Source organism: Labrys okinawensis (assembly GCF_002982075.1).
GTDB lineage: Bacteria > Pseudomonadota > Alphaproteobacteria > Rhizobiales > Labraceae > Labrys > Labrys okinawensis_A.
Genome location: NZ_PUEJ01000012.1, coordinates 25179 through 46669, shown reverse-complemented (window position 1 = coordinate 46669; position 21491 = coordinate 25179). Strand labels below are relative to the sequence as shown.

Annotated in this window: 20 protein-coding genes; 11 read left to right on the top strand and 9 right to left on the bottom strand. The window is 64.7% G+C overall.

The annotated features are described in order from the left end of the window. Positions 1–425 precede the first annotated feature (425 nt). Complete coding sequence (locus tag C5L14_RS25695) at positions 426–1106, bottom strand: hypothetical protein (protein WP_181161330.1); 681 nt, start codon at positions 1104–1106, stop codon at positions 426–428. Between the two features lie 233 nt (positions 1107–1339). Between C5L14_RS25695 and C5L14_RS25690 the strand changes: the two genes are divergently transcribed. From C5L14_RS25690 to C5L14_RS25675, 4 genes are all read left to right on the top strand, one after another. Continuing rightward, positions 1340–2119: a hypothetical protein gene (locus C5L14_RS25690; RefSeq protein WP_105864926.1), complete on the top strand. Its 780-nt coding sequence runs from the start codon at positions 1340–1342 to the stop codon at positions 2117–2119. Positions 2120–2267: 148 nt separating this feature from the next. After that, on the top strand, positions 2268–3047 hold the full coding sequence (locus C5L14_RS25685; protein WP_105864925.1) for a hypothetical protein: 780 nt from the start codon (positions 2268–2270) through the stop codon (positions 3045–3047). Between the two features lie 57 nt (positions 3048–3104). Beyond that, positions 3105–3992 carry an FkbM family methyltransferase gene (locus tag C5L14_RS25680; protein WP_105864924.1) on the top strand — a complete coding sequence of 296 codons (888 nt, stop codon included), beginning with the start codon at positions 3105–3107 and terminating at the stop codon, positions 3990–3992. A 49-nt stretch (positions 3993–4041) separates the two neighbouring features. Further along, positions 4042–5412: a glutamine synthetase family protein gene (locus tag C5L14_RS25675; protein WP_181161329.1), complete on the top strand. Its 1371-nt coding sequence runs from the start codon at positions 4042–4044 to the stop codon at positions 5410–5412. A 159-nt stretch (positions 5413–5571) separates the two neighbouring features. Here C5L14_RS25675 and C5L14_RS25670 read toward each other — a convergent pair whose 3' ends face one another. Continuing rightward, positions 5572–7407, bottom strand: a complete 1836-nt coding sequence (locus C5L14_RS25670) for a chloride channel protein (protein WP_105865044.1) — start codon at positions 7405–7407, stop codon at positions 5572–5574. 120 nt (positions 7408–7527) lie between these two features. Here C5L14_RS25670 and C5L14_RS25665 point away from each other — a divergent pair, with 120 nt between their 5' ends. Both C5L14_RS25665 and msrA read left to right on the top strand, forming a co-directional pair. Then, positions 7528–7941 carry a MarR family winged helix-turn-helix transcriptional regulator gene (locus C5L14_RS25665; protein WP_105864922.1) on the top strand — a complete coding sequence of 138 codons (414 nt, stop codon included), beginning with the start codon at positions 7528–7530 and terminating at the stop codon, positions 7939–7941. A 110-nt stretch (positions 7942–8051) separates the two neighbouring features. Then, positions 8052–8750: a peptide-methionine (S)-S-oxide reductase MsrA gene (msrA, locus tag C5L14_RS25660; RefSeq protein ID WP_105864921.1), complete on the top strand. Its 699-nt coding sequence runs from the start codon at positions 8052–8054 to the stop codon at positions 8748–8750. Positions 8751–8915: 165 nt separating this feature from the next. Here msrA and C5L14_RS25655 read toward each other — a convergent pair whose 3' ends face one another. Both C5L14_RS25655 and C5L14_RS25650 read right to left on the bottom strand, forming a co-directional pair. Then, on the bottom strand, positions 8916–9374 hold the full coding sequence (locus C5L14_RS25655; protein ID WP_105864920.1) for a GNAT family N-acetyltransferase: 459 nt from the start codon (positions 9372–9374) through the stop codon (positions 8916–8918). Positions 9375–9467: 93 nt separating this feature from the next. Next, positions 9468–10106 (bottom strand): TetR family transcriptional regulator, encoded by a 639-nt coding sequence (locus C5L14_RS25650; protein ID WP_105864919.1) that lies wholly within the window; start codon positions 10104–10106, stop codon positions 9468–9470. A gap of 91 nt (positions 10107–10197) precedes the next feature. Between C5L14_RS25650 and C5L14_RS25645 the strand changes: the two genes are divergently transcribed. The 3 genes from C5L14_RS25645 to C5L14_RS25635 all read left to right on the top strand — a co-directional run bounded on the left by C5L14_RS25645 (position 10198) and on the right by C5L14_RS25635 (position 12946). Further along, entirely contained in the window at positions 10198–10863 is a 666-nt protein-coding gene (locus C5L14_RS25645) for an O-methyltransferase (protein ID WP_105864918.1), read from the top strand. 152 nt (positions 10864–11015) lie between these two features. Next, on the top strand, positions 11016–12437 hold the full coding sequence (locus C5L14_RS25640) for an APC family permease (RefSeq protein ID WP_105864917.1): 1422 nt from the start codon (positions 11016–11018) through the stop codon (positions 12435–12437). Between the two features lie 86 nt (positions 12438–12523). Further along, the gene (locus C5L14_RS25635) at positions 12524–12946 is read left to right on the top strand and encodes a group II truncated hemoglobin (protein ID WP_105864916.1); all 423 of its coding nucleotides are present in this window, start codon (positions 12524–12526) and stop codon (positions 12944–12946) included. Between the two features lie 42 nt (positions 12947–12988). On the opposite strand, the gene C5L14_RS30120 is transcribed toward C5L14_RS25635, so the two are convergent. From C5L14_RS30120 to C5L14_RS25615, 5 genes are all read right to left on the bottom strand, one after another. Further along, on the bottom strand, positions 12989–13534 hold the full coding sequence (locus C5L14_RS30120) for a hypothetical protein (protein WP_146127023.1): 546 nt from the start codon (positions 13532–13534) through the stop codon (positions 12989–12991). A gap of 297 nt (positions 13535–13831) precedes the next feature. Then, positions 13832–14494 (bottom strand): GNAT family N-acetyltransferase, encoded by a 663-nt coding sequence (locus C5L14_RS25630; RefSeq protein WP_105864915.1) that lies wholly within the window; start codon positions 14492–14494, stop codon positions 13832–13834. A 37-nt stretch (positions 14495–14531) separates the two neighbouring features. Next, positions 14532–15227: a DUF2865 domain-containing protein gene (locus C5L14_RS25625; RefSeq protein ID WP_181161328.1), complete on the bottom strand. Its 696-nt coding sequence runs from the start codon at positions 15225–15227 to the stop codon at positions 14532–14534. Between the two features lie 222 nt (positions 15228–15449). Further along, the gene (locus tag C5L14_RS25620) at positions 15450–17252 is read right to left on the bottom strand and encodes an IlvD/Edd family dehydratase (RefSeq protein ID WP_105864913.1); all 1803 of its coding nucleotides are present in this window, start codon (positions 17250–17252) and stop codon (positions 15450–15452) included. A gap of 248 nt (positions 17253–17500) precedes the next feature. After that, positions 17501–18601, bottom strand: coding sequence for an acyltransferase family protein (locus C5L14_RS25615; RefSeq protein WP_105864912.1), 1101 nt, complete (start codon positions 18599–18601; stop codon positions 17501–17503). 384 nt (positions 18602–18985) lie between these two features. On the opposite strand from C5L14_RS25615, the gene C5L14_RS25610 reads away from it, so the two are divergent. Continuing rightward, complete coding sequence (locus tag C5L14_RS25610; RefSeq protein WP_105864911.1) at positions 18986–20188, top strand: pyridoxal phosphate-dependent aminotransferase; 1203 nt, start codon at positions 18986–18988, stop codon at positions 20186–20188. Between the two features lie 271 nt (positions 20189–20459). Then, on the top strand, positions 20460–21371 hold the full coding sequence (locus C5L14_RS25605) for a sugar kinase (protein WP_105864910.1): 912 nt from the start codon (positions 20460–20462) through the stop codon (positions 21369–21371). Positions 21372–21491 lie beyond the last annotated feature (120 nt).

Here is a 21491-nt window from a genome sequence, read left to right as displayed (position 1 = left end):
GGTTACGCCGCACACTTTCATACCCTCGTCGAAGGCGCTGTTGCGCGCGCGCAACAAGCAAAAAAAATCTGGTGACCCGCCCTGCCCCGGGTCGCTCCTGCGGCTTTTCCGGTTGCCACGCGAAACGTCCGGCCCCCGGCAACCGTGGTGCCAGATCCCGCGCACTGAGCCGCTGACGGGGATGCTGCGGAGGCCCTCTCAGCACCAGCCCCGTCGCCAGGCACGATAGCGTTTTGCGATTTGACGGAGTCCCCGGGAGCCGCAAAGACGCGTCGAAACAAGGCGCTGGAGCAAAGCGCGTTCGGTCATGATCGCGTTTTGCTCAAGAACAGGCATGGCGGCGAGATTTCGCCCGGCACGGGCTTGCCGTCAAAAGAAAGGGGCGGCCCCGAAGGCTGCCCCGGCAAGGTGAATGCCGCCGAAAACTATTGGGCCGGAGCAGGCTCGGGCTTCGGTTCGGGTTTCGGCTTGGGCTTGGGTTTCGGCTTGGCTCCGGGGGCTGCCGCCGGCGCAGGCGCGGCGGGCGCTTCGGCTGCCGGTGCCGCCGGCACTGGGATCTGCGTGGCATTCGACCCGCCAGCGCCCGGTGTCGAACCAGCCTGCGCGATGTTGACGCTGATCCCGTCGACGAGCAAGCGCCGATCGGCGCCCTGGAAGAGCAGTTCGAAGGTCAGCTTGGTGTCGCCCTTCACCGGAAAGTAGCCGGCAAGATGGAGCAGCCCGCTCTTCTCCACCTGAGGGGAGAGCGTGATCGTGGGCTCGAGCACCAGGGCCGCAGCAAGATCGAGCCCCGCCTTGCGCTGACCGGCAAAGATCTCGGCCAATTTGGCATCGCTGTTCTCGCGCTGGAAGCCAGCCGAACCGAGATCGCGCAGCACCGAATAATTGCCGGTCTTGTTGGCCTGGTCGAGCGCGATCAGGGTGGAGCGCACCAGCATCAACACCGTTTTGGAATCGAGGTTCATCGGCTGAGGGCCGGCGGGCGCGGCATTTGCGGGAGCCGGCGGGCCCGGAGCGGGCGCAGGCTGCTGCTGGGCCGTGGCCGGCAGAACAAGACCGCTCGCAAGCACGAGGGCAAGCACGCTGCCTCGGCTCATTGTAGGCATGAGGTGCCTCCGCCGGGCCGGTTTGCTCTGCGATGGAGGAAGTATCATAGGGATCCAGGCCTCGTTGAAAATGGCATGATGCCAAGGTGTCACAGATTTCCCCGGCCCTGTCACCTCGCAAGTTTCAATCTATCCACGCCTGCGCAGACCCGATACATGTGGCAGCGTCAGATGATCGAATACCATAGCACCACCGCGGTGTTGCTCGGCTCAAAAACGTTACGGAAGAAACAATGCGCGCTCGCGTCGGTTACCTTCTCCTCGCCCTGGCCGCAGGCGGCTTCGGAACGATTGCGCCGACGCCGGTGCTGGCGCAGGACCAGCCGACGCCCAATGCCGCCGGCAAGGGCAAGCCGGCAGGAAAGAAACCGGCCAAGCCGGCATCCGGCAAGCCAGCACAGGCCAAGCCGCCCGTCGCCTCTTCTGCCCCCGTCGTGCTGCCGGAGCCGCCTCTGCCCACCCAGCAGGCCCGTAAGCTGGAGCTCGCGCGGCAATGTACCGACCTGGTCGATCAGATGTCGCGCGGTGCCCTCAACAGCAAATACGACGTGCAGTCGGGCTGGAACCGTCAGGATCCCAAGCAGCATGTGTTCCAGAGCGTTGCTGTCATCGACCGGCCGGAAGTGACGCCGGCTAACGGCCTGGCCGCCATCATCGCCACGCCGACGCCGTCGGGCAGCTGCGACGGGGTGACGGTGCAGGTCTTTCCGCTCGCCAGCGACTGCGCCACGGCGCAGAACTACATGCGCTCGACCGGCGCCAGCCCGATCCCGATCCTCAACACCCAGATCATGATCGACCGCAACGGCAAGCGCATCTTCCTGCTGCCGGGCGTGAACAAGACCTGCATCGCCGTCTCCGTCGATTCCAGCTTCGGTCCCCTGCCGGTCGCCCAAACGCCGCCGTCACCGGCACCCGGGCCGATTCCGGTGCCCGGCACCATCGTGCCGCATGCCACGCCGGCCACGCCGCCAAGCTCGGAGATCCTGCCGACGGCCCCGGCTCCGAAATGAGCCGGGGAGCACCGGCAGGCGTCCCGCAGACCGGCTGTGCATGACGGAAGGGAATGGCTTGATTCGCATTTGCAACCTGCTCTAATCGCCGGACGCGCCGCTCTCCTCGCTTTCCGGCGCCTGTCAGGCCTCAATAGAAAAGCAGGTCATGCTCGATATCTCAGCCCTCCAGTCGATGAAGGTGTTGTTCGCAACGCCCTGCTACATCTCCGCCGTCAGCATGAATTATGTGGTCAGCATGTACAGCCTGGCCTGCGATGCGTCGCAGCTCGGCCTCAAGACCGTGCTGCACATGCATTCGGAGAGCCTGATCACGCGCGGGCGCAACATGGTCGTGCTGAAATTCATGCAGGACGAATCCTTTACGCATCTGTTCTGGATCGACTCCGACATTTCCTTCACCACCCAGCAGGTGATCCGCCTGCTGCTGGCCGACAGGGATGTGGCGGGCGGTGTCTATCCGATCAAGGCGCTGACCTGGCCTGAGACCCTACCGGGCGGCCTCAGCAAGGAGGAGATGGAAATCCGCTATGCCCGTTATGCCTTCAATCCGGTCGATCACGGCAAGACGCCGATCAGCCGGCATGTCGATGATGAAGGTTTCATCGAGGTCTCGGAAGCGCCCACCGGCTTCATGGTGATCAAGCGCCATGTCTTCCCCAAGCTGATGCAGGCCTATCCCCATCTCAACTACACGCCGGACGGCCCGCCGAACAATCCGCTCAAGCCGCTGCACTGGCTGTTCTTCGACTGCATGGTCGATCCCGACTCCGGGCGCTATCTGTCGGAGGACTATGCGTTCTGCCGGCGCTGGCGCGACATCGGCGGCAAGGTCTGGGTCGATTCCCAGTCCAAGCTGCAGCATCTGGGCCAGTATAATTATGTCGGCGATGTCGAGACCAGCCTGAAACAGCAGGGGCATTGGTAGGGCCGGGCCGACACTGCAGATACGGACATTTTGCAGAAACTCTGCCGAGGAGCGTGAATGTCGGACCAAGCCATGACGGCGCCCCTGGCCGAGCTGCTGCGCCCGGCACGCCGCACCCATATCGTCGACATCGGCGCCAATCCCATCGATGGCGAACCTCCCTACAAATCCATGCTGGCGGCAGGCCTCGCCCGGCTCACCGGCTTCGAGCCGCAGGCCGAGGCATTGGCCAGGCTGGAAGCCGCCAAGGGGCCGCACGAGACCTATCTGCCCCATGCCATCGGCGACGGCGGCGAGGTCTATCTCAATCTCTGTGCCTATTCGGGCTGGAGCAGCCTGCTCACCCCGCGCCAGGCCGCACTGGAGGTGTTTTCCTATTTCAAGCCCAATGCCGAGGTGATCGGCCGCATTCCCGTGCGCACGACCCGCCTCGACGATCTCTCGGTCCTGCCGGAGATCGACATGCTCAAGATCGACGTGCAGGGCGCCGAGCTCGCCGTATTCCGCCACGGCCGCGAAAAACTGCGCCCAGCCGTGGCCATCCAGACCGAAATCTCCTTCGTCGCGCTCTATGAGAACCAGCCGGCCTTCGGGGAGATCGACATGGAGCTGCGCTCGCAGGGGTTCGTGCCGCATTGCTTCAAGGCGGTGAAGTTCAGCCCGATGGCGCCCTATGCCAGGCCCGAGAGCTGGACGCCGGCCACCAACCAGCTCCTGGAGGCCGATGTCGTCTATGTCCGGGATTTCGTCGATCCCGATGCCATGACCGACGAGCAGCTCAAGCATCTGTGCCTCCTGGCCCAATATCTGTATGGCAGCATCGAATTGTGCGGGCGCTGCATCGACCTGCTCAGCCGGCGCGGCGCCCTGCCGCAGGATGCGCTGGCCCGTTACACCGCCCTGCTGGAAACGGCCCGGCCTTCGACCGAAGCTGAGGGGGCTTGACGGCGCAGCGGCGGGCGCGTTCTGTGAAGCACCAGCGAGACCCCTCCCCATGCCTGCCGATACCAGCGCTTCCCGTCACCCCGAAGTCGCCGCCTTTCTTGCCGCCCACCCCGATACCCGCTTCATCGAAGCCTTCACGCCCGACCTGACCGGCTATGGCTTCGGCAAACGCCTGCCGATCGAAGAGATCGACAGCCTCTATCGCTCCGGCATGGGCTTTTCCGCTGCCCCTTATGTGCTCGATGCCCGGCATGACGGCTATGGCTCCGGCGGCATCGGCTGGGACGACGGCGATCCCGATGCCAAGGGCGTACCGATCCCGGGCACGCTGAAGCCGATGCCCTGGGCGGCCGTGCCGACGGCGCAGGTCATGCTGGACATCGCCTACGCCGTCTCGGGCGAGCCGCTCTGGACGGATCCCCGCCATTTGCTCAAGACCATCCTCGCACGGCTCGCCGCCGACGGGCTCCATCCCACCGTCGCCTGCGAATACGAGTTCTTCCTCACCGACGGCACGCGGGAGGCCGACGGCCGCATCCGCCCGCCGATCCTCAAGCGCACCGGCCGCCCGCTCGGCCCGCCCACCAATCTCTCCGTGCTGACGCTGGAGGAAGTGGCGCTGTGGTCGGCTAGGGCGGACGACGCGGCACGGGCGCAGAATGTACCGATGGGCAGTATCATCGCCGAGATGGGCGTCGCCCAGTTCGAGACCAACCTGCACCACACCGATGATGCCGTGCTGGCCGGCGATCATGCCATTCTGCTCAAGCGCCTGATCCGCGGCACCGCGCGTGCCGAGGGCTGGGACGCCACTTTCATGGCCAAGCCCTATGAGGACGAAGCCGGGTCGGGCCTGCATGTGCATGTCAGCCTGTGCGACGCCGACGGCCGCAATCTCTTCGCCGATCCGGCGACCGGCGAGCAGCTGATCCGCCACGCCATCGCCGGCATGCAGCGGCTGATGCCCGAGTCGCTCGCCTTCTTCGCACCCAACCACAATTCCTTCCGCCGCTTCGGCGGGCTGTTCGCTCCGGTCAACCGCAAATGGGGCGAGGACAATCGCACCGTCGCCCTGCGCATCCCCACCGACAAGGGAGCGGGGCGGCGGATCGAGCACCGCGTCGCCGGCGCCGACGCCAACCCCTACCTGGTGCTGGCGGCCATCCTCGCCGCCGCCCATTACGGCATCGTCCGGAAGCTCGAACCGGATGCGCCGGTGGTCGGCAAGCATGCCGGCTTCACGCGCGACCCCGGACTGCCGGGCGATGTCTTCGAGGCGGCCCGCCGGCTGGCACGGGCAAGCATGCTGAAGGAGTATTTCTCCAAGCGCTATCTGGAGACCTACGCCCATCTGGTCCATGGCCAGCACGAGGATTTCCTCTCGGTGCTGAGCCCGCGGGAGTACGACCTGTTCTTCTGACGATCCTTCCCGGGAACGGTCATACTGGGGATAGGGCTGACTCGTCGTTGCGAGCGAAGCGAAGCAATCCAGCGGGCCTGGAGGCATAGAGTTTACGGCCCCTGGATTGCTTCGCTTCGCTCGCAATGACGTCAAGCGGGTCGAACCTTGCAGCCGAGCTCAGATCCCGCGCGCGCCGCGGGCGCGCAGCCGGATCATCACGCCGCGGTCGTGTTCCTCGGCGCGCCTGTGGGCCCTGACCTGCAGCAGGTCCTTGCGGGCGATCAGGCCGACCAGGCTGCCGCTCTGACGATCGAGCACCGGCACCCGGCCGATATCGGCGATGGCCATGCGATCGGCGAGCGCGCCGGCCAGTTCGTCGGCATAGCCGATCTCGAGTTCCTGCCCCTCGAGGATCTCTTCCAGTGACAGAGACTGGATGTCGTCATCCTCCGAGGCATGCACCGACCAGTCGAGGATATTGGCGCGCGAGACCATGCCGACCACCCGCCGCTCGGCATCGACGACCGGATAGCTCTTGTGACAGGGCTCCCCGCTGGTGAAGAAGGCGATGGCCCGCGCCACCGTCATCGTTGCGGGCAGCGTGTCGACCTCGCGCACCATCAGATCGGCCACGCGGGCAAGATCGAACGGATCGGTATGGTATTCGCCCGAGATGTGATGGCCGCGGCGGGCGATCTTCTCGGTGAGGATGGAACGCTTCATGGTCAGCACGGTGGTGGCATAGGCCATGCCGCAGGCGGTGAGCAGGGGCAGGAGCACGCCAAGATTGCCGGTGAGTTCCACCGCGAACAAAGTCGCCGTCAGCGGCGCGCGCATGGTGCCGCCCATCATCGCCGCCATGCCGAGCAGAGCCCAGAAGCCGGGATCGGCCTGCGGCAGGACAAGGCCAGCCAGGGTGCCGAGGGCGCCGCCCAGCATCATCAGCGGCGCCAGGACGCCGCCGGAGGTACCCGAGCCGAGCGAGATGGACCAGATCAGCGCCTTGACGACCAGGAGCAGCAGCACCGCCTTGACGGCCATCTCGCCCGAGAGGAGATGGCGGATGTTATCGTAGCCCACCCCGAGCGCGCTCGGGTCGAACAGGCCTCCGATACCGATGGCGAGGCCCCCGAACAGGGGCCACCACATCCAATGCAGCGGCAGGCGGTGGAAGAAATCCTCGCTGGCATAGACCATGGCGGTGAGGATCCCGGAGCCCAGCCCGGCGACGATACCCATCACCACCCAACCAAGGAAACCGGGCAAGGTCAGTGCCATATGGCCGGTGAAGCCGAACAGGGGGGTGGGATCGAGCAGCAGGCCGCGCTCGGCCGCCGCCACCGACGCGGCGACCACCACCGGCAGGAAGCTGCGCGGCTTCCATTCGAACAGCAGGAGCTCGATCGCCAGCAGCACGGCGGCGATCGGCGTGCCGAACACCGCCGTCATGCCGGCTGCGGCACCGGCGACCAGCAAGGCTTTGCGCTCATTGGCGCTGAGACGGATCATCTGCGCGACGAGCGAGCCGATGGCACCGCCGGTCATGATGATCGGACCCTCGGCCCCGAAGGGACCGCCGGAGCCGATCGAGATCGCCGAGGAGAGCGGCTTCAGCACCGCGACCTTGGGATTGATCCGGCTCTTGCCGATCAGGATCGCCTCCATCGCCTCGGGAATGCCGTGGCCGCGGATCTTCTCCGAGCCGTAGCGCGCCATCAGGCCGATGATCAGGCAGCCGACCACCGGCACGAACACGGCGCTCCAGCCCAGCGGCGTAGCGGAGATCGGCAGGTTCTCCAGGGAAAATCGGCCGTAATAGGCGATGTTGGTGCACAGGGTGATCAGGCGCAGCAGCACGAAGGCCGCGCCGACGCCGGCCGTGCCGACGAAGACGGCGATCGCCATCAGCAGGATCACCCGCCGATCCGTGGTGAAGTCGCCCAGGCGCGCCGGCAATTCGCGGATCCCCGCCTCGGCGTCCTGCCCGGGCGTGCCCAGAGTCGAAGTCGTCATGTCGTCGATATCCATCTGTCGGGCAGCGACCTGCCTGATTTTTATATCGCAATACGATATATTTTGCGCAAGTCAACGGATTTTCGTAGAGAGTGCAGCAGACAGGAGAATCGCGGAACCATGGACCCCGAGCGGCAGCAAGACCCTGACTACGCCGCCCTGGCGCGGTTCCGGCACGCCTTGCGCAAATTCCTGGTCTTCAGCGAAGCGGCGGCCGGTGCCGCCGGACTGACTGCTCAGCAGCACCAGGCGCTGCTCGCCATCGCCGGCCTGTCGCAGGATGGCGCGCTTTCCATCGGCGAGTTGGCGGAGATCCTGATCCTGCGTCACCATAGCGTGGTCGAACTGGTCGACCGTCTCGCCAAGCTCGGCCTGGTCGAGCGCATGGCCGATCCGGCGGACGGACGTCGCGTCCTGGTGCGCCTCACAGCGGCTGGCAGGCAGAGGCTTCAGGCCCTGTCGGAAACCCACATGAAGGAATTGGCGGCCATCGGCCCGGCGCTTTCGGCCTTGCTGGCCGCTTTCCGCGGCTGATCACACTGCCGGCATCGGCGCTGACGCCCCCCTCAAATCGGTGTGAAGCGTAACGAAGCTGCCCTCCCCGCCCGTATAATCATCGACAATCCGACGGATGGAGGACGATGATGAACCGGCGCGGCATTCTGATCATGGCGGCAGCCCTCACGGCGAGCCTGGGCACAGGCCTGTGGTTTTCGGCTTCGAATGCAGAAGAATCGCCACACAGGGTTGCCGCTCCCGGCTTCGACAGCCGATCGACGGCAGGCTCCGACACGGCCGTGCTGGCAGGCGGCTGCTTCTGGGGCGTGCAGGGTGTATTCCAGCACGTGAAAGGCGTCACCTCGGCGGTTTCGGGCTATGCCGGCGGCACGGCCGACACCGCCAGCTACGAAACCGTCTCGACCGGATCCACCGGCCATGCCGAGGCGGTGCGCATCCGCTTCGACCCTCGCCAGATCTCCTATGGCCAGATCCTGCAGATCTATTTCTCGGTGGCGCATGATCCCACCCAGCTCAACCGGCAGGGTCCCGACAGCGGCACGCAATATCGCTCGCAGATCTTCACCACCAGCGCGGAACAGGCCCGCATCGCCGCCGCCTATGTCAGCCAGCTCAACGGCGCACATTCCTTCGCCCGCCCGATCGTGACGCGCATCGCGCCGCTGCAGGGCTTCTTTCCGGCGGAAGCCTACCATCAGGATTACCTGACCCGCCATCCGACCCAGCCCTATATCGTCATCAACGACCTGCCCAAGGTCACCGCGCTGCGGCAGCTCTTCCCGGCTGCCTATCGCAGCGACCCGGTCTTGGTGGCCGGCCGGTGAGGCTTATCTAACATGACAGTCGTAATGGCGTTGTTCGGCCGTCATTGCGAGCGAAGCGAAGCAATCCAGAAGCCATGAATGCACTGTTTCTCGGCCCTCGCCCTCTCTCGCTTCGATCACGAGAAGCTCGGCCGGAATGACAGCGCGCTTGTTCTTGAACGGTCCCTAAGCCGTGGCACCTGCCACCTCGCGGCTGAAATGCACGATACGGCGGTCAGGACGCTCTTCGATCCGCTCGATGGCGTAGCCGCGCCGCCGATACCAGGCGACATTCTCGGTGAAACGCTCATTGGTGTAGAGCCGCACAAGCCCATGGCCCTCCCGCCGGGCCCGGTCCTCGGCAAAATCGAGCAGGCTCGAACCCAAACGGAGACCCTTGAACGCGGGCGCCACGGCGAGGCTCCAGATCAGCAGGTGATCGGGTTTCGGCTCGATGATGAGGGCCGCCTCCGGCGCCTCGGACGGGCCGGACACCCAGATCTCCATCGTCTCGAACAGGGCGGCGAAATCGGCGTCATGCGGCGGCAGGGCCATGCCGATGCGCTGTTTCAAGGGGGCATAGGCAGCCTGTTGCAGGGCGGTGATTGCAGGAATTTCGGTTCTGGTGGCGCGGCGGAGATTCATGAGGAAATTCGCAAGGGGCGGTCGCACAAGCAATCGCTCAATCGGTACCGGACGACAAGGACTTCTTCCTGGGGCGCGGCCCCCATTCAGCCGTCAGTCTTTCCTCGCATCAAGGCGTTCGAGATAGGCGCACAGCATATCGGCCATCGCATCTGAATAGGCCTCGATCTCGGCCGGCGTCCGAGGGCTTTCCGAAAACTGCTTGCCCACCGCACGCAGGGTCGCGCTGATCAAATCGCCGGCCAAGGTTCGGCTCGTTTCCGAGGCCTTCGGCAGGGCTTCCCGCATGAAGGCCTCAATGATGCCCTCTCCCGCTGCCTTGGCCGCCTCGGCCTCGGGAGCATCGCGGTAGAGCGGCGCGGCATCGTCCAGCGCCACGCGCACCGCCGCCTCGTCGCATTCCGAGCGGATGAAGGCATGGACGAGAATGCGCAGCCTTTCGAGCGGCGGCTTGCCGCCATCCTGCAGGATGTCGCGCAGCAACGCGCTGGTCTGCCGCCATTCGTCGCTCTGCAGCCGAAACAGGATCGAGGCCTTGTTGGGGAAATACTGATAGAGCGAGCCGACGCTGACGCCGGCCTTTTCAGCCACCCGCGCGGTGGTGAAGCGCTGGGCGCCTTCCTTGCGCAAAACCTGAATGGCAGCCTCCAGGATCGCGGCGACCAGCTCGGTGGAGCGGGCCTGCCGGGGCTGTTTTCGCGAGGAAACAGAAGAGCTTCGACGGTCTGTCATCGGCGTGCACGGCAATGCGAATAGTGAATACGACGAATTATTCGTATTTCTAGTCCGGCGCAAGAATGCGTTTTCCCAACCGGAGTCTGCCATGACCACCCTGACCACCGCCCCGTTTGCGCTCCTGCTGGATCGCCTGTTCGAAGAAGCCGATGCCACCTCGCCGGCGCGGATCCCCGCCGTGGCCGAGCTCTCCGGCCCGGAACGCGAGCGCCTGATGCGCAGCAAGACCGAATATCGCGACCTTTATGGCCGGCTGAAGGACCTGCCGCTGGCCGTCTCGCGCGAAACCGGCCTGCTGCTCTACATGCTGGCACGCAGTTGCCGGGCCCGCACGATCATCGAATTCGGAACCTCGTTCGGCATCTCGACCCTGCATCTGGCCGCGGCCCTGCGGGACAATGGCGGCGGGCGCCTGATCACCAGCGAGTTCGAGCCCTCCAAGCTGGAACGGGCCCGGCAGAACCTCGCCGCCGGCGGCGTTCTCGATCTGGTCGAGATCCGGGAGGGAGATGCGCTGCGCACGCTGGCTACCGACCTGCCCGAGTCGATCGATCTCGTCCTGCTCGACGGCGCCAAGGCCCTCTATCCCGATATCCTCGATCTGGTGGAGAGCCGGCTCAGGCCTGGCGCCCTCATCGTCGCCGACAATGCCGACTACAGCCCCGATTACCTCGCCCGTGTGCGCTCGCCGGCCCGGGGCTATCTGTCGACGCCTTTCGGCGAGGAGGTCGAGCTCTCGATGCGGATCGGCTGAACCCATTCCCATGGCTGCCAGGCGGGGATGGAAAATCTCCTCGCCGGATCGAGAGCGAGAGGGGCAGGTTCGGTGTGAAGGAACGTTTCGTGCCCTCCGGCGGTTGATTGGTTTTTTGTGGGCAATCCCCCTGCAGCTGGAGGTATCGACAGATGTCCGACGTTACCGCGAATGCCGGTCCGGCACCTGCACATCCCGTGGAACCAAGCCTGCACAGGGTGATGGGCCCCTGGCTCCTCCTGCTCTTCATCGTCGGCGACATTCTCGGTACCGGCATCTATGCCCTGACGGGTCAGGTTGCCAAGCAGGTCGGCGGCGTGGTCTGGCTGCCCTTCGTGGTGGCCTTCGCGGTCGCGGTGGTCACCGCCTTCAGCTATCTCGAGCTGGTGACCAAATATCCCAAGGCCGCCGGGGCCGCGCTCTACACCCACAAGGCCTTCGGCATCCATTTCATCACCTTCATCGTCGCCTTCGCGGTCATGTGCTCGGGCATCACCTCCGCCTCCACCGCCTCGCGCGCCTTTGCCGCCAACCTGTCGGGCGCCTTCGGGCTCAACCTCGGCGGTGTCGGCATCACCGCCGTCGGCCTGCTGTTCATGGCCGTCTGCGCCGCCGTCAATTTCCGCGGCGTCGGCGAGAGTGTGAAGGCGAATGTCATACTCACCTGCGTGGAACTCACCGGCCTGCTGATCATCATCGTGATCGGGCTGTGGGCGATCGGCGCCGGGCAGGGCGACGTCTCCAGGGCCTTCGAATTCAAGACGGCGGCGGAGGGCAGCGTGGTCTGGCCCATCATCGCGGCCACCACGCTCGCCTTCTTCGCCATGGTCGGCTTCGAGGACTCGGTCAACATGGCCGAGGAATGCAAGAATCCCACCCGCCATTTCCCCATCGTCCTGCTCGCGGGGCTGCTCATCACCGGCGTCATCTATGTGCTGGTGTCGATCTCGGCCATCACCCTGGTACCGCCCGAGCAACTTGGCGAGGGCGAGACGCCCCTCCTCAAGGTGGTGCAAGCCGGCGCGCCCAATTTCCCCCTGGGGATCTTCGGCTTCATCACCATGTTCGCGGTCGCCAATAGCGCGCTGATCAACATGCTGATGGCAAGCCGCCTCGTCTATGGCATGAGCCGAGAGCATGTGCTGCCGCCGATGCTCGGCAAGGTTCATGCCAGCCGGCGCACCCCCTATGTCGCGATCGCCTTCACCACCCTGCTCGCCTTCGCACTCATCACCTTCGTCGGCGAAGTGCCGGCGCTGGGCGGCACCACGGCACTGCTGTTGCTGGCGGTGTTCACCATCGTCAATGTCGCAGTTCTCGTGCTGCGCCGCGACCAGGTGCAGCATAGCCATTTCCGAACGCCTACGTTCCTGCCGGTGGTCGGCGCCTTGTGCTGCGCCTTCCTGACGGGACCCTGGACCGGCCGCGACCCCGTACAATACCAGATCGCGGGCATCCTGATCGGCGTCGGCATCATGCTCTGGCTTGTCACGATCTTCGTCAACCGCGCCACCGGTACACAGCGAGCCGAACCGGACATGGGCAATATCGGCGGCGACGGGCCGGTCAACTGAACCCGCCGCGACGCGATGGCAGATTGCCGAGCCGGCACATTGCCATCACCATGCGACAACCATGCAGCGCTCGACGGGCCGAAACGATGCAACAGCAGCTTCCCTCCGTCTATCAACAATTGGGCGGTGAAGACGGCATCTCCCGGCTTGTCGATTTGTTTTACGACATCGTCGAGCAGGATCCTGCGGCAGCCGCACTCCACGTGCTGCATCTCGACGGCCATGGCGTCGCCCATTCGCGGGTCGAGCAGACCCGCTTCCTGATGGGTTTCTTCGGGGGCCCGCGGCTTTATGTCGAGTTTCACGGGCATTCGGACGTCCGCGCCGTCCACGCCCACGTGCCTGTTACCGCCGAGACCCGCGACATCTGGATTCGCTCGATGGACAAGGCGTTCGACCAGGCCGGCTTGCCGCCGGAGGTCAAGAAGAGGGCGATGAAGGCGCTGACCACGGCGGCCCACCTGGTGCACGACGTCAATCCGCTAGGGATCGCGCATGAACGGCCATGACACAGCAATCTGAGAAATCGCCGGCCAGATAAGCTATTACCGTCAAAACTTCTGTAGCTGCCCTGCCAAGACCGCTTTTTTCTCATCATAGTCCTGGATACCGCAAAGACCAACACGCGCTACCGAATTCTCAAGAATGCTTCGCGCGCCTTTCGAGATATTCTTTTCGGCAATGAGGCTTCCTTCTACATAATGCGCCCCGATGAGCAGCACACCTCGAGGATTATCTTTAAAAGAAAATAACGGCGTCACAGCTATTTTGATACGATTTGGAGGATCACCTCCTCTCCACCTATAATACTCAATCACATCTACAGAATATTGATAGATTTCAGGCCCTTCAAAATCTTCGTACTTAGCAATAAAATTCCAATTTCGTTTGTAAACTATAGGTTTATGAATTTTTTCCCTCGAAATAATTCTCACCGCAGCGACTAAATCATATTTTTTCGCATACTCCTTCAATGTATCTTTTTCGAGTTGCAAACAAGGCACTGGAGAAGTGGCAAGCGACACACTCGAACACATAGCCGCGCCGACGATGCCAAGTATCACGCCTTTGCCTAAGTGGCTTGAAAAGCTCTTCATCGGAAGCCTGCTGAATTCTGACGCCGCAAACATGGTATCAGGTTGGTACAAAAATCAAATGAGCATGCTTCCCTGCATCCAAACCAGGCAGAAGCGACGCCCGTTCCCGAACGAGGCCTCATGCCCCCCACCCGCATCTGCTGCGCCACATGGCCCAGCGCCGCGCCAGCATTGATGAATTCGGCGAGCCGGGCGAGTCCCTTCCCCCCTCTCCGCCAACTCGGTCAAGGGTAGCGATACCCCGTCCACTTCAGAACCCGAAAAATCGCAACCCCTTCAGCAAGGTCGCAGAGCCCCTCACCTAAAATGCAGCTTGCGCTTCTGCTGGCCGTCCGCTTCGAAATTGGCGGGGTCGAGCCAGGCCTCGTAGCCCGCCTTGAGGCGAGGCCATTCGCCGTCGATGATCGAGAACCAGGCCGTGTCGCGGTTCTGGCCCTTGGCCACCATGTGCTGGCGAAAGACACCCTCGAAGGTGAAGCCGAACCGGGTCGCAGCCCGCTTGGACGGCTCGTTGAGATTGTGGCACTTCCATTCGAAACGCCGGTAGCCGAGGGTCTCGAAGGCGTAGCGGGCGAAAAGATAGAGGGCCTCCGTCGCCACCCTGGTGCGGGCGATCGCCGGGCCCCACAGAATGCTGCCGATCTCGATGACGCCATGCACGGGGTCGATCCGCATCAGCGCCTGACGGCCCTCGGCCTTGCCGGTCGCCTTGTCGATCACCGCGAAGAACATCGGATCCGCCGTGGAGGAAGCCTTGTCGAGCCAGGCCGAGAAGTCGTCGGCACTTCCCGGCACGCCCTCGAACAGATAGCGAAAGCGCCCGTCGGCTCCCGGCTCCTGGGCGGAATGCAGGAGATCGGCGCCATGGCGCGCCGGATCGAGCGGCTCCAGGCGGGCATAGCGTCCATCGAGCACGACGCGCTCCGGGCGCGGCACGCCCTTCCAGGTCGTCAGGTCCATCGCAAGTCCTTCGCGCAGATGCGATCAGTCGATCGTATTATTGCGGGGTCGCGATGCGTTGTTCAAGCGAAAGCACCTGCTGGCGCACAACGCCGGACAGGGCCTTGGAGGAGGCGACCGAGGTGAAGTCCGTATCGGGGTGGGGCACATTGCCGGCGCCGCGGAACACCTTCAGGCCATCTGGCATCACCACGATGTCGCCGTTGCGCAAAGTGGGATCGACCGAGATCGGGATCTGCGGCAGGCCCCGCGCATTGGACTGGCAGGTACAGGCCGGATTCTCGCTGTCGCGGAAGGCATAGGCGGTGGGCAGGGCGGTGTAGAGAGCGCCGGCCTTGTCGACGGCCGATTCGATCGCCGGCTTGGTGTTGCCGTTGCTGCCGTCATTGGAGCCACTGGCCTTGTAGAGCACCATCTGGCCGCCCGAGCAGGAGGCTTCGCACATCGAGGTCTGCATGTCCTCGTCGCGCTGGGAGCGGATGAATCCAGTGGCGAAATAATAACCGTCGCAGGTGCGCACACAGTAGCCGCGGGCCTTGGGCGTGCTTACCACCGGCGCTGGCGCCGGGCGCGAGCGCTGCTGCGGCTGCTGCTGTTGCGGCACTGGTGCGGGCGCCGGCCGCGATTCCTGGCGAGGCCGGAACAGGAAGTCGAAGAGGCCTGCCTGAGCACTGCCGCCCACGGCGACCGTCAGGAGCAATCCAGCGGCAAAGGGCGCAGCGAGCCGGGTCATCCCTGATCGGGCTCGAAGACCGATCAGGGATGACCCGGCAGATTTCAGGAATTTGCAGAATTTCCGTACCTGGCCCGTCTCCGAGTCAGGCACGGAAATTCTGCGTGGGCGTCTCAAGGTCATGGCACGGGTCCTGGCAGAGCGTGAAGGGCCGGCTACAGCCGGCCCCGCTTTCTATGCAAGCATCCCGTCAAAATCATGTCGGTGACAGTTTGTCGCCGATTAGTGATTGTCGCGGGGCACCCCATAGGTCTGGGCGACCTTCTGATACTTGACCGCGGGCTTGAGCACCATACCGTCGCCGAGCTGATCCACCATGGCGCGCTGGATTTCCTGCCAGGGAGTCTGGCTCGGCGCATATTGGAAGCCGCCCGCCGCGGCGAGATCGGCCCGGCGCTTCGCCAGTTCCTCGTCGGAGATCAGAATGTTGGCCTCGCCCTTGTTGAGGTCGATGCGCACCCGATCACCCGTCTGCAGGATGGCGAGCCCCCCGCCCGCCGCCGCTTCCGGCGAGGCGTTGAGGATGGAAGGCGAGCCCGAGGTGCCCGACTGGCGCCCGTCGCCGATGCAGGGCAGCGAGGTGATGCCGCGCTTGATCAGGGCCGCCGGGGGCTGCATGTTCACCACTTCCGCCGCGCCGGGATAGCCGATCGGCCCCGTGCCGCGGATGAACAGCATGCAGTGCTCGTCGATGCCGAGCGAGGGGTCCTCGATGCGGTGGTGGTAGTCTTCCGGGCCCTCGAACACGATGGCCCGGCCCTCGAAGGCACCCGGGGCCTTGGGATCCGAAAGATAGCGGTCGCGAAACTCCTTGGAGATCACGCTGGTCTTCATGATCGCCGAGTCGAACAAATTGCCCGACAGCACGATGAAGCCGGCATCCTGGACGAGCGCGGTGTCGAAGGTGCGGATCACGTCGGGCAGCTCGATCTTGGCATCCTTGCAGTTCTCGCCGATCGACTTGCCGTTCACGGTGAGCGCATTCTCGTGGATGAGCTTGTGCTTCATCAACTCGTTGACCACCGCCGGCACGCCGCCGGCATGCTGGTAGTCTTCGCCGAGATACTGGCCGGCCGGCTGCAGGTTGACCAGCAGCGGCACCTTGTGGCCGATGGTCTGCCAGTCGCGGATATCGAGTTCGACACCGATATGGCGGGCGATGGCGTTGATGTGGATCGGGGCGTTGGTGGAGCCGCCGATGGCCGAATTGACCACGATGACGTTTTCGAAGGCCTCGCGCGTCATGATGTCGGAGGGCTTGAGATCCTCACGCACCATGTCGACGATGCGTTTGCCGGTCTCGTAGGCCATCTGCTGGCGCTCGCGATAGGGCGCGGGAATGGCGGCCGAGCCGGGAAGCTGCATGCCGAGGGCCTCGGCCAGCGAGTTCATGGTGGTGGCGGTGCCCATGGTGTTGCAATAGCCCGTCGACGGCGCCGACGAGGCCACCATGTCCATGAAGCCCTCATAGTCGATCTCGCCGGTGGCGAGCATTTCGCGGGCCTTCCAGACGATGGTGCCGGAACCGGTGCGCTCGCCATGCCACCAGCCATTGAGCATCGGGCCGACCGACAGGGCAATGGCCGGGATGTTCACGGTGGCGGCCGCCATCAGGCAGGCCGGAGTGGTCTTGTCGCAGCCGATGGTCAAAACCACGCCGTCGATCGGATAGCCATAAAGCAGTTCGACCAGGCCGAGATAGGCAAGGTTGCGGTCGAGCGCGGCGCCCGGACGCTTGCCGGTTTCCTGGATCGGGTGCACCGGAAATTCGAAGGCGATGCCGCCGGCCTCGCGGATGCCCTCGCGCACGCGCTCGGCAAGCACGAGATGGTGACGGTTGCAGGGGGAGAGGTCCGAACCGGTCTGGGCAATGCCGATGATCGGCTTGCCCGACTGCAATTCCTTGCGGGTCAGGCCGAAATTGAGCTGACGCTCGATATAGAGTGCGGTCATGCCCGGATTGTCCGGATTGTCGTACCAGGCCTGTGACCGCAGTCTTCTCGTCTTGTTCTTGGTGTCAGCCATGGCAAGCCTCCCTGTCTTCGTGCCCCGCCTGCATCCTCGGCAGGCAGCAGTCTTCCTGCAACGAGACGACTTAACACTTTTGTCAGACTATTCGCAACGCCTAAGCGACGAATAGCAGGACAACGTCCCAGGCAGCGTTTTGGGGCGCGATCGGAAGCTCAAACATTTTGTGATTTTCGGCGAGACGGACGGCGGGCGGGTCTTTGGGACCCGCCCATCAAAATGCCCCTTGCGATAATCGGCCCGGCTCACGCGCCGGCGGATGGCGCTGCCCGGTAAGTCCAGCGGCGCACGCCCTCCGCCAGGACGCGGCGGAGCGGTTCGTCATAGAGCTTGAGCAGGACGAAACTCGCCACGCAGACGATGACGATCACGACAGGTCCTTCGATGCCGGCGTTCTGATCGCCGAAACGCAGGCGATAGAGGCCATTGATCCAGCAGAACAGCGGATAATGCAGGCAATAGATCGGATAGGACAGATCACCGCCGATGGAGGACCAGGCCGCGAGCCGCCCCTGCAGGGCCGTGCGCGCACCGGCCAGGATCAGCAGGGGTGCCAGCACCGCGATCCAGACGAGCTGCGTCCAGAGCGGCAGCTCGAAAGGCAGGTAGAACAGCGCCGCCATGCCGGCCGCCAGCGTCCAGAACAGGCGCGCCCCCCCCAGCCAGGCCGGCAGGCGGTCGAGCAGATGGAAGATGGCGACGCCGGCGAAGAAGGATGCGCCCACACGCGGAAATCCGCGCCAGAACGTGTCGGTGGTGTCCCCGCCCAGGCCGGTAAATGGCAGGATGGCGAGGCAGCCGAGGAAGAGCGCGATCGCGAGCGGGAGCTGGCTCACCCGCCGGGTGGCCCACCAGAACGCATTGACGGCCAGTTCCAGGAACAGCGAATATTGCGGGCCGTTCAACGGGAACACCTGCGGCCCGCCGATGGCGCCTGGCGCGCCGAGATAAGGCAGGTTGACCAGGCCGAGCAGCAGGGCCAGCGTCAGCGCGGCAAACGGCACCTCGCCCTCGAGGTGCCCGGAGCGCAGCCCGACATAGAGGGCGCTGACCACCAGCCCCAATAGGATCAGCGGCATCAGCCGGATCAGCCTGGCGCGCATGAAGCCGGAAAACGACAGGGACTGCCGGCGCTTGCCATAGGCCAGGCTCAGCACGAAACCGCTCAGGCAGAAGAACAGGTCCACCGCGAGGCCGGCATTGACGGCCAGACCGGGCACGCCCAGCCAGCGGCCGAGATGGAAGACCAGCACGGACAGCGCGGCAAAGCCACGCAAACCATCCAATGACGCCAGGTGCTGCGGCGAGCGCCCGGCCTCCTGCTCTCCGGAACCAAGCGCGGTCATGGCTGGACGCTCGCTTGCTCTGGTTCCTTGTTCCGAGGCGTCTTTGCGATGCTTGGCGACGCCGTCAAACCGCAGAACGCTTTAGGCTCCGTCACGGCCATCGCCAGCAACCTTCAGTCGTCGATCTTGTTCACCATCCACGGAGCCAGATCGTCCCCGTTCCGTCAATTCAGCCACTTGGAGCGTCCCCCTACGTCGAATAGACCTCGGGAGGAGGAAATCGTGCTTAGGCCGTGCTTCTCTCCGGCTTTCGGATGAAGCCGAAATCCTCCTTGACACGCGCCTTGCCGCGATTTGCAAAGACAGGAGAATGCGCCCGCATTAAATCTTGCCTTGCTCGCGATTCCCGCCGCCACTCTTGCACCGCCAGGACACGCCATCACGATGACTTCCACCAGCGCGCCTCGTCTCGTTCCGGCCTTCTCCCGCATCGGCGAGGAGAATGCCTTCGCCGTACTCGCAAGGGCAACGGATCTTGCGCGCGAGGGGCGCGACATCATCAATCTCGGCATCGGCCAGCCCGATTTTCCCACGCCCGACCATATTGTCGAGGCCGCCATCAAGGCGCTGCGCGACGGGCATCACGGCTATACGCCGGCCACCGGCATCCTGCCCCTGCGCGAGGCTGTGGCCGCTGACGTCGAGCGCCGCACCGGCGTTGCCGTCTCGCCGGACGAGGTGATCGTGGTGCCGGGCGGCAAGGTCACCATGTTCATGGCCATCCTGATGTTCGGCGAGCCCGGCGCGGAAATCCTCTATCCCGATCCCGGCTTTCCGATCTACCGCTCGATGATCGAATTCACCGGCGCCACGCCGGTGCCGGTGCCGATCCGCGAGGAGAACGGCTTCGCCTTCTCGGCGGCCGAGACGCTGGCGCTGATCACGCCGAAGACCCGCCTCCTCATCCTCAACTCGCCGGCCAACCCCACCGGCGGCGTCACGCCCAAGGCCGAGATCGACGCGCTGGTGAAGGGGCTGGAAGCCCACCCGCATGTCGCCATCCTCTCCGACGAGATCTACAGCCAGATGAGCTATGACGGGCTCCAGCACGTCTCGCTCCTGACCTATCCCTCCATCCGCGACCGCCTCATCCTGCTCGACGGCTGGTCCAAGACCTATGCGATGACGGGCTGGCGCATGGGCTTCTCGCTCTGGCCGAAGCCTTGGGGGGATGCCGCCCGCAAGCTCGCCGTCAATTCCTATTCCTGCGTCAATGCCAGCGCGCAATGGGCCGGGCTTGCCGCCCTCACCGGCCCGCAGGATGCGGTGCATGCCATGGTCGCCGAGTTCGACAGGCGCCGGAAGATCGTGGTCGACGGCCTCAACCAATTGCCCGGCGTCAGCTCCGTCGTGCCGAAGGGCGCCTTCTACGCCTTTCCCAACATCCGGGCGACCGGCTGGAAGGCCAAGCCCCTCGCATCCGCCCTCCTCGAAAAGGCCGGCGTCGCCACCATCGGCGGCCCCGATTTCGGCGTCTATGGCGAAGGCTATATCCGGCTCTCCTACGCCAATTCTGCCGAGAACATCAGGCGGGCCCTGGCGCGGATGGGCGAGTTCCTCGGCGCCAATCCGGGAACGGGTGCCTAGAAGATGGACGTTGCGATCCGCGTTGGACAAGGCAGGGCGAAGCAAGTCAAGACGCAACGCCAATGTCCCCCTCGCCCCGCGAGCGGGGAGAGGGTAAGGGTGAGGGGCAGCTCAATACTCGCCCAACCCCTTGCGCCGCCCCTCATCCTCACCTTCTCCCCGTAAGAACGGGGCGAAGGGGTGGCCAGCGTCGCGCCATCAACATGCAGACGTAGTGCCCAAAACACGCCCCACGCCCCTACTTCGACCTGAATTCGCGAGGAACAACGACATGACCGATCTCGTCTCCATCGGCGAATGCATGGTGGAATTGTCGCACCGCGGAGACGGCATGTCGCTGGGCTATGGCGGCGACACCTTCAACACCGCTGTCTACGCCGCCCGCCTCGGGCTTGACGTCGCCTATGCCACGGCATTGGGGGACGACCCCTATTCCCAGGCGATCGCCGACCTTGCCGCCGGCGAGAAGGTCGACATGGCTGGCGTGCCGCGCCTGGCCGGCCGAGTGCCCGGCCTCTATGTCATCGAGACCGATGCCAAGGGCGAGCGGCGCTTCTATTATTGGCGCGACAGCGCGCCGGCCCGCAGCCTGTTCGAGCTTCCCGAGGCCGAAGCGCTGATCGCCCGCATCGAGAGCGCGGGAATCGTCTATTTCTCGGGCATCACGCTGTCGCTCTATGCGCCGGCGGGCCTGGAGCGCTTCGCTGAGGTGCTGGGCCGGGCCAAGGCCGCCGGCGCCGCGATCGCCTTCGACGGCAATTACCGCCCGCGCGGCTGGGGCGGCGATCCCGCCCGCGCCCGCCAGGTCTTCGGCCGCTTCCTGCCGCTGGTCGACATCGTCATGCCGACCTTCGACGACGAGCAGGCCCTGTGGGGCGATGCCACGCCGCAGGACACCATCGCCCGCCTCGCCGGCCACGGCATCGGCGAGATCGCGGTGAAGGACGGCACCAACGGAGCCTTCCTGCGCCACGGCGGCATCGATGGGCATGTGCCGGTTCCCGAGCCCGTCTCGCCCGTCGACACCACCGCCGCCGGGGACAGCTTCAACGCCGGCTATCTTGCCGCCCGCCGGCGCGATCGCACCAATGCGGAAGCCGCCCTGCAGGGCCACCGCCTCGCCGCGCGGGTCATCACCCATCGCGGCGCCATCATTCCGTCCGAGGCGATGGCCGGATTGTGACTCACAATTCACGCGGCTGCCGTTGGAATGCCATGTTCTGTCAGCATGAACGGCCCGTCTCCTGATCCTGGACTGAACAATTCAGGAGTGGATACCGGGCACGGTGGCCACTTCGAACCC

What these genes read in the sequence shown, in the direction of transcription:
- C5L14_RS25695 (WP_181161330.1), bottom strand. Translation starts at nt 1,106, where the DNA reads ATGCCTACAATGAGCCGAGGCAGCGTGCTTGCCCTCGTGCTTGCGAGC.
- C5L14_RS25690 (WP_105864926.1), top strand. Translation starts at nt 1,340, where the DNA reads ATGCGCGCTCGCGTCGGTTACCTTCTCCTCGCCCTGGCCGCAGGCGGC.
- C5L14_RS25685 (WP_105864925.1), top strand. Translation starts at nt 2,268, where the DNA reads ATGCTCGATATCTCAGCCCTCCAGTCGATGAAGGTGTTGTTCGCAACG.
- C5L14_RS25680 (WP_105864924.1), top strand. Translation starts at nt 3,105, where the DNA reads ATGTCGGACCAAGCCATGACGGCGCCCCTGGCCGAGCTGCTGCGCCCG.
- C5L14_RS25675 (WP_181161329.1), top strand. Translation starts at nt 4,042, where the DNA reads ATGCCTGCCGATACCAGCGCTTCCCGTCACCCCGAAGTCGCCGCCTTT.
- C5L14_RS25670 (WP_105865044.1), bottom strand. Translation starts at nt 7,407, where the DNA reads ATGACGACTTCGACTCTGGGCACGCCCGGGCAGGACGCCGAGGCGGGG.
- C5L14_RS25665 (WP_105864922.1), top strand. Translation starts at nt 7,528, where the DNA reads ATGGACCCCGAGCGGCAGCAAGACCCTGACTACGCCGCCCTGGCGCGG.
- msrA (WP_105864921.1), top strand. Translation starts at nt 8,052, where the DNA reads ATGAACCGGCGCGGCATTCTGATCATGGCGGCAGCCCTCACGGCGAGC.
- C5L14_RS25655 (WP_105864920.1), bottom strand. Translation starts at nt 9,374, where the DNA reads ATGAATCTCCGCCGCGCCACCAGAACCGAAATTCCTGCAATCACCGCC.
- C5L14_RS25650 (WP_105864919.1), bottom strand. Translation starts at nt 10,106, where the DNA reads ATGACAGACCGTCGAAGCTCTTCTGTTTCCTCGCGAAAACAGCCCCGG.
- C5L14_RS25645 (WP_105864918.1), top strand. Translation starts at nt 10,198, where the DNA reads ATGACCACCCTGACCACCGCCCCGTTTGCGCTCCTGCTGGATCGCCTG.
- C5L14_RS25640 (WP_105864917.1), top strand. Translation starts at nt 11,016, where the DNA reads ATGTCCGACGTTACCGCGAATGCCGGTCCGGCACCTGCACATCCCGTG.
- C5L14_RS25635 (WP_105864916.1), top strand. Translation starts at nt 12,524, where the DNA reads ATGCAACAGCAGCTTCCCTCCGTCTATCAACAATTGGGCGGTGAAGAC.
- C5L14_RS30120 (WP_146127023.1), bottom strand. Translation starts at nt 13,534, where the DNA reads ATGAAGAGCTTTTCAAGCCACTTAGGCAAAGGCGTGATACTTGGCATC.
- C5L14_RS25630 (WP_105864915.1), bottom strand. Translation starts at nt 14,494, where the DNA reads ATGGACCTGACGACCTGGAAGGGCGTGCCGCGCCCGGAGCGCGTCGTG.
- C5L14_RS25625 (WP_181161328.1), bottom strand. Translation starts at nt 15,227, where the DNA reads ATGACCCGGCTCGCTGCGCCCTTTGCCGCTGGATTGCTCCTGACGGTC.
- C5L14_RS25620 (WP_105864913.1), bottom strand. Translation starts at nt 17,252, where the DNA reads ATGGCTGACACCAAGAACAAGACGAGAAGACTGCGGTCACAGGCCTGG.
- C5L14_RS25615 (WP_105864912.1), bottom strand. Translation starts at nt 18,601, where the DNA reads ATGACCGCGCTTGGTTCCGGAGAGCAGGAGGCCGGGCGCTCGCCGCAG.
- C5L14_RS25610 (WP_105864911.1), top strand. Translation starts at nt 18,986, where the DNA reads ATGACTTCCACCAGCGCGCCTCGTCTCGTTCCGGCCTTCTCCCGCATC.
- C5L14_RS25605 (WP_105864910.1), top strand. Translation starts at nt 20,460, where the DNA reads ATGACCGATCTCGTCTCCATCGGCGAATGCATGGTGGAATTGTCGCAC.